The organism is Streptomyces sp. UH6 (genome assembly GCF_013421635.1).
Taxonomy (GTDB): domain Bacteria; phylum Actinomycetota; class Actinomycetes; order Streptomycetales; family Streptomycetaceae; genus Streptomyces; species Streptomyces abyssomicinicus.
Map to the genome: position 1 here is coordinate 1 of NZ_JACADT010000263.1, position 6,504 is coordinate 6,504.

The following is a 6,504-nucleotide window of genomic DNA, read 5'->3' on the forward strand; positions in this document are numbered from 1 at the left end:
CGGCCGACCGGGTTCGCGGTCCCGCACCTCGACGAACGATTGGGTGTCTGCCGGGCAGCGAGTCGGGTTCTGGCAGGCTGACCAAGTGAGCGGGAATGTAGAGGCGTCCGGCGACCGGTTCCGAGATCGACGCGAACGCAAGTACGGATATGACTTCCTCGACGAGGTTCTGGTGCGCTGTCCTCGGTGTGATGAGTGCGCCACCGTCACGCCCCACCCCGAGACCCCAGCAGATGAGAAGGCCGCCGACTCCGGGAGCCTGGATCTCCGTCGGCAGCTGTGGTGCCCGGGGTGCGGCTTCTTGAAGGATCGGAAGGTCGACTCTGCTGTCGTGGGCAGCCCTGTCGATCCTTACTTCCAGCGACCGGTGTGGTTGCAGACGAGCTGCTGTGGACACGTCCTGTGGGCCTATAACGTGCGTCATCTCGATCTGCTGGAGGCCTACGTGGGGGCCAAGCTTCGTGAGCGCGGAGAGCTTGTGCCGTGGGCCCCGATGAGTCTGGTTGAGCGGCTTCCCACCTGGCTGAAAGTCGCGAAGAACCGGACCGAGGTTCTGCGGACGATCAGGCGTTTGCGTTCCTCGCTACCTGCCGGTGGGTGATCGAACGCGCGGTGGTCACAGCTCAGGCACGGCCGACGGACATCCGCCGTGACCGTGCCCCAGCTGTGTGACAGAGGGATGAGTTACCGGATTTGCAGGGCATCCGGCTCCTGGCTGTAGCGGTCACCGACGGAAACCTCTCGATGCCGCTTTGCACCCCACACGCTCGGGCTCTGGCTCAGGTTCCGGGGACCACGGTCGGCACGTCGAAGAAGCTGGCCGACAGCATGCGGACCTGCATGTGGCTCAACGTGCCTTGGAAGACCCAGACGTCGTCGACCAGGCCGCTGAAGTACGAACCGGCGTCGGGTCCGGTCCTGCTGCGGCCTATCTGGAAGGAGGTCGCCTTGAACGCCTGGACGTTGCCCACCCACGGCTCCCATGCCGCGCACGCGGGATCGTCCGCGACGCCGTCACCGTCGCCGTCGGCGCAGGCGCGGTCCAGCAGACTCCCGTTGATGTAGAGGCGAGCCTCCTTCGTGACGCCGTCGTAGGCGAGCGCCAGGTGCGTCCAGTCGCGGGCGTCCCTGACCTCGGCGGCGTCGAGGACGGCCACCTCGGCGTCAGCCGCATCCTGATCGGCGATCGACAACCGCCAGGTGCCCACGTCGGGGTATCGCTCGTCCGGAACGAATGCGACCTGGAAGGCCGGGCGATTGCCTCCCTCTGCGCTCATCACTGTGACGCTCTCTGTGGGAGCCTCAGCTGCCTGCGCCCACGCTGTCAGCGTGAAGCTGCCCGACGTGTCGACAGGCATCGTGGCAGCCGTCGCATAGCCGGTGCCGTCCAGCGACAGTCCGCCCACGTCGACCTGCCAGGTGTCCGTCCGGACGGCACCCCCGTGCAGGGTGAGCGCGTTGGCTGTACCGGCCTCGTCCGGGACGGTGACCGGGTCGACGCCTTCGGTCGTCTCGAACGACCAGCGTGACGCGACCTCCTGCTGGAACTGAAGCGTTTCGCCACCAGACCTCGTGCGGTCGAAGAGCCGCACGTCGTCCACCTGACCGGCCTCGCCGGGGGCCGCGACCGCAGCAGCCGGGACGACTCCTCCCATCACAGCGAGTGCCAGCACCGTGGCCAGCGCCCTCGCACCACTGCGTTCCCGCACCTCACTCGGTTCCCGACGCAAAACCGCCCCCCACCATCTCATTCCACTACCTCACTGGTCGTGCTTGAACAGCTTCGATCAGTACATGACACCCACGGCGCCTGGAGACGGCAACGCAATATTTGCCGCCTCCGCCCAGGAAGAGGATCGCGAAACCATCCCTTTCGCCGGACGTCTAGGCCGTTTTGTGTGGCTCAGCGGGCCGACCGGAGGAAGATGCCTGCGACGTGGAGGCCGGCCAGGTAGATGGTTGCCGTCTTCTCGTAGCGGGTGGCGATACCGCGCCACTGCCTGAGGCGGTTGATGCACCGCTCGCGGTGTTGCGCCGCGGGACAGGCAGGCGTGCCATCACCTCGGTGAAGGCGGGCGAGTCGTTGGCCTGTCCGCCGGTCAGGAAGAAGGCCGGTGGGCGGCAGCGGCTGTTGTCCGCGACGTGGATCCTGGTGGTCAGTCCTCTGACGGGCGGCCGGATGGGTATGCAACCCTGGCTAAGCTGCGCAAACAGTGGAATGACATTGACGTTTGGCTGTAGGGGGTCGGGGCGGATGCTGACCGAGGTTGCAGGGGTGCGCGTACCTGTGGGGCGGGCGGCGGAGGCGGCGCGGCTGGTCTGTGAGGAATACGCTGACGACGCGCTGTACCACCACTCTGTGCGTTCGTACTTCTTCGGCGCGGCCTGGGCGGAGGCGCGTGGCCTCGACTTCGATCGCGAGCTGCTCTTCGTCTCGGCGTTGCTGCACGACTTGGCTCTCGTTCCGCCCTTCGACAGCCACACGCTCTCGTTTGAAGAGGCCGGTGGCCACCTGGCCCGCGTCTTCACGGCCGGTCTCGGCTGGCCAGCTGAGCGACGCAATCGGGCAGCTGAGCTGATTGTGCTCCATATGCGCGACGATGTTGCGCCTGAAGTGGATGTGGAGAGCCGGCTGTTGCAGGTGGGGACCAGTGCGGATGTATCCGGGGCGGGCCTGGAAGCCTTCGACCCGTCTTTCACGGACGCACTCGTTGGGGCCTACCCCCGGATGGGCTTTGCCGAGTCCTTCGTACGACTCTTCCAGGACCAGGCGGAGCGTAAGCCGTGGTGCGCGGCCGCTGAGTTGGTAGCGGGAGAGTGGGCGGAACGGACTATGGGCAATCGGCTCGACCGGAGCTGAGGCCGGGCGGTTCAACGGGGGCCCTGCACGATTACCTACGCCCGCGCACCGCCAACGCCCGCCACCCCGACGCCCTGACCGCCCAACGCAAGGAGCGAGCGCGACCGCATCAGCAGCGAGAAGGGCATGCGTTGGGGCAAACGTTGCATCCTTTCCAGCCTACGTGGCCGAGCACCCAGTAGGCCGTGATGCCCTGGCGACCGTAGTTCTTGTGGGCTGTTCGGAGGTGTGACCTGTGGCGGTCCCGGCGGCAACCGGAAAGTTACTGATCATGATGGTGCTAGTTGGCCGCCGCTTTCGTTTCGGTCGGCGCCGGTCCCCATCAGGAGAGTGCCTGTCATGCCCGATGCGACGATCGACTTGCCGATCAGCTTCAGTGTCCCCGCGGAATTCACCCCCATCGACTTCTCGGTGTCCGCAGAGGTCAACACCAACCGGCTGCTCGAAAAGCTGGCGAACGTCGATCCGCAGCCAACCAACGAAGAAACGGCGCATGCCGTCCTGACCCAGCAGACGATGTATGAGCTGTTGTCGGCGGCCGGCGCCGTCTATGCCGGCACCCTGCTGTACAAGCCGACGCAGGAGACGAGGCTGGCCTCGGCAATCCTGACCGTCACCGCCCGGCCCAGCGAACTGTCGAACGAGGACACGGTCCACCGGCTGGCGCGCGCCATGGGGGCCATCTACCAGCACGCGCAGGTCGGTGTGGTCCAGCTGGCACATGGGCCGGCGGTCTCGGTCACCGAGGACCGCAAGGTCGACAGGCCGGTCAACCTCCTCACCGATGGCGGCGGCCCCACCATCGTGCGGCAGATGCATACGTTCGTCCCCATCCCCGGCCGCTTGGCGATGGCGGATTTCGCCATCGCCACCGAGAACCTCGCGGAATGGGAACCCTGTGTCGAGATCCTCGCAGAGGTCTGCCGCACCATCGTGTTTCCCGAGTCGGCATGAACGAGGACAGGATCATGAAAATCCCTCCCTTCGTCCCTGTCCACAAGCAAGAGTTGTGCGATCTCTTCAGCCCGAACATGGACCCGCTGGTTCTCTGCGCCCAGCAGGGGATGGCGCTCTTCACCAGTGATGACAAGCGCGCCGAGTCCATCTTGGGGTGGTCTCCGAGCGAACTCACGGACGTTGACCGCTACCGCATCGATCAGCTCCTGCGCATGTACGTGTTTCAACAGGACCAGATCCTTGACGCCCTGAAGCTCCTGTGTCAGGAACTCTACAACTATCTGCATGGCGACTACCGGCGGCTGCAAAGGCAATACGCCGCCTTCCTTGCGTCCGTCAAGGAAAAGTCAATCGGTGAGAAATGGACAGTGCCGTATCCTCTGCATCCAGGCGGTGCAGTCGGCCTGTACGATGCTGATGTCTCGCGCCAGGTGGGACCCATCCCCATGCTGGAGGCCGGTTACAAGGCCGCGCCCCTCACGTTGGCCAAAGCGCCCGATACGGCCTCGGTAGGCCCGTGGATTATGTGGACCGGCGTACAAAGGAATCGGTTCCAGCCTTCGTTCTGGCGGCTGACGGGCAAAGGGTACCCCCGCGATCGGATTCCCGACGAAGGTCTGTACAACCTGCTCGACACCCTATTGGCCGTCCACGCCGAACTCCAACTCCAGTCCCTGCTCGCTTTGCGCGAAATCACCCGGATCACGGACACCCGGGGCAGGGAATTGCAGTATCTCAGGGTGGAGGCTGCCCGTCAGACGGACGCCGATACCAGCAATGTCTGGGGAGGACTCGGCGATATCACCGGAATCGTCGCAGCGGCCGCCGGCGCCCTTGCTCTGATCCCCGTGCTCACTCCTGTCTGCGGTCCGATCGCCGCGGTCACCGCGCTGACCGCGCTCGGTTCCCACGTGGTGGACACCACGATCAAGAACGACTGGGACAAACCGCTGGCCTTGGTCGGTCTGGCAGCCGACGCCCTCAGTGCTCTTCCAGGCATCGGCGCCGTCGCCAAAAGCCTCGCGGTCGGCCGGGCGGTCACCAAGACCATCGGCGCAGGCGCCAACGCCACCTACAAGGCCCAAGTCGTCGTCCGGAGAGCCGGCATGGCCTTCCTCGCCGAAACCGGCGGCAGCGGTGCTTCCGAGGCCAGCTGGTTGGCCAACTACATCGGCACCAAGGGCGCCGCAGCCGTCGGTGCGAGCGGGAAGAGCGGTCAGATCGCAGGCAAGGTCCTCGAAGGCTCGGTCGGCCTGGCCACCCAGATTCCCCTCGTAGTGGAGAAGGCGTCCGGCGAGGACATGGGCAGCGCCAAGGACTTCGCCTCGGCCGCCGACCTCACCGCCAACATCGGACAGACCATCGGCAGTTTCGACGTCGTCGGTGCCACGAAGAAGGCGCACGCCGTGTCGCTGCAGATCTTTGCCAGAGTGATCGCCCGGCACTGAACCGCCTCACCAGCCAGGCAGGGCCACAGGTGACCGTGCTGCGCACGGTCGTCGTCGTGGCGTACATCGAAGCAGCTGGCCGCTCCTCTGGCCGCACCGGGAAGTTGTCAATCGACGGTTACTCAGGCAACACCAAGCCGGGCCAAGGGCGTTGTGCAGAGACGGGACGCTCCGCCCCTGCGGGAAGCCAGGCAGGTGTCCCCGCCCCCCGTCCGGCCGGGGCCGCCTCCGCCACCTCCGTCGGCTCTGCCGCCTCTGCCGCTACCGCTTCCTCTGCCGCCGGTGTGGCGGCAGGCCCCGCAGGCACGGGAGCACAGGCGGCCGTCCGGGCGGCGCGTGCGGCCCACGGCGCCGTCCAGTCCGCCGCCCACCGGGCGACCAACCCGCCCAACGCACCGGAGCAGTAGCAGCCCATGAACGAGCCGAGGAACGAGGTCCGCCTCTACGGCGGGTGGCGCCGGAGCCGGGGCATCGGCCTGGGGAACCTGACGCCGACCCAGACCGCCGTGGTGATGGGCTGCGTGATGGTCCCGCTGACCGCGGCGATGGTCTCGGGCCGTCTCGCCGCGTTCCTCCTCGCCCCGGCAGCGCTGGTCGCGGGCGTGACGATGGCCCGCTGGCACGGCACCCCACTGGTCGACACGGTGCTGCACGCGGCCCGGTGGCGCTCCGGCCGCCGCGCCGGCCAGCACACCATGACGTCCGGCGTCCTCACCCTCCACGACCAGGACCACGACCTGCCGGGCGTCCTCGCCCCCGTCGTCCCCATCAGCGTGGAGGACGGCGAGGGCGGCCACCTCGGCATGGCGTGGAACCGGCGCACCGGCCACCTGACCGCCACCGTCCTGGTCGCCCCCATCTCCACCGCGCTCGCCAACCGGGACGCCGTCGACACCTGGGTCGGCCAGTGGCACGCCTGGCTCGCGCGTCTCGGCCACACCCCGAGCGTCGCCTGGGTGAACGTCACCGTGGACACGGCCCCGGATCCCGGGAGCACGATCGAGGACTACGTGGCCGGCCGGGTCGATCCGGCGGCCCCGGCCCCGGCGCGGGAGCTGATGGACACGCTGGTGCGGATGTCCCCGTCGGCCAGCGCGCACGTGGAGACCCGGGTCTCCATCACCTTCGACCCGTCACGGGCACCGGACCGGGCGGAGTCGTTCGGCGAGGCCGTCGCCGAGTGCGTACGGGTGCTGCGCGGGCTGCAGGCCGCGCTCGGCAGCTGCGGGGTGAGCGTCC

General features: G+C 67.3%; 6 protein-coding genes and 1 pseudogene. 5 read left to right on the forward strand and 2 right to left on the reverse strand.

Features of this window, described 5'->3' with window-relative positions; genetic code table 11:
- The coding region (locus HW445_RS14805) for a hypothetical protein (protein WP_218956991.1) at positions 1–601 on the forward strand (601 nt) is incomplete at its 5' end.
- Between the two features lie 178 nt (positions 602–779).
- Here the strand turns inward: HW445_RS14805 and HW445_RS14810 are convergent.
- Positions 780–1,592 carry a LamG domain-containing protein gene (locus HW445_RS14810; protein ID WP_180221485.1) on the reverse strand — a complete coding sequence of 271 codons (813 nt, stop codon included), beginning with the start codon at positions 1,590–1,592 and terminating at the stop codon, positions 780–782.
- Between the two features lie 311 nt (positions 1,593–1,903).
- A pseudogene (locus tag HW445_RS34410) lies at positions 1,904–2,163 on the reverse strand (hypothetical protein); the annotation flags it as partial.
- A gap of 91 nt (positions 2,164–2,254) precedes the next feature.
- On the opposite strand from HW445_RS34410, the gene HW445_RS14815 reads away from it, so the two are divergent.
- The 4 genes from HW445_RS14815 to HW445_RS14830 all read left to right on the forward strand — a co-directional run.
- Entirely contained in the window at positions 2,255–2,860 is a 606-nt protein-coding gene (locus HW445_RS14815) for an HD domain-containing protein (RefSeq protein ID WP_180221489.1), read from the forward strand.
- 339 nt (positions 2,861–3,199) lie between these two features.
- Entirely contained in the window at positions 3,200–3,814 is a 615-nt protein-coding gene (locus tag HW445_RS14820; RefSeq protein ID WP_180221486.1) for a hypothetical protein, read from the forward strand.
- Positions 3,811–5,265 (forward strand): hypothetical protein, encoded by a 1,455-nt coding sequence (locus tag HW445_RS14825; RefSeq protein WP_180221487.1) that lies wholly within the window; start codon positions 3,811–3,813, stop codon positions 5,263–5,265. Before HW445_RS14820 ends, HW445_RS14825 begins: the two co-directional genes overlap by 4 nt.
- A gap of 413 nt (positions 5,266–5,678) precedes the next feature.
- A partial coding sequence (locus tag HW445_RS14830; protein ID WP_218956992.1) for an SCO6880 family protein occupies positions 5,679–6,504 on the forward strand: 826 nt, incomplete at its 3' end.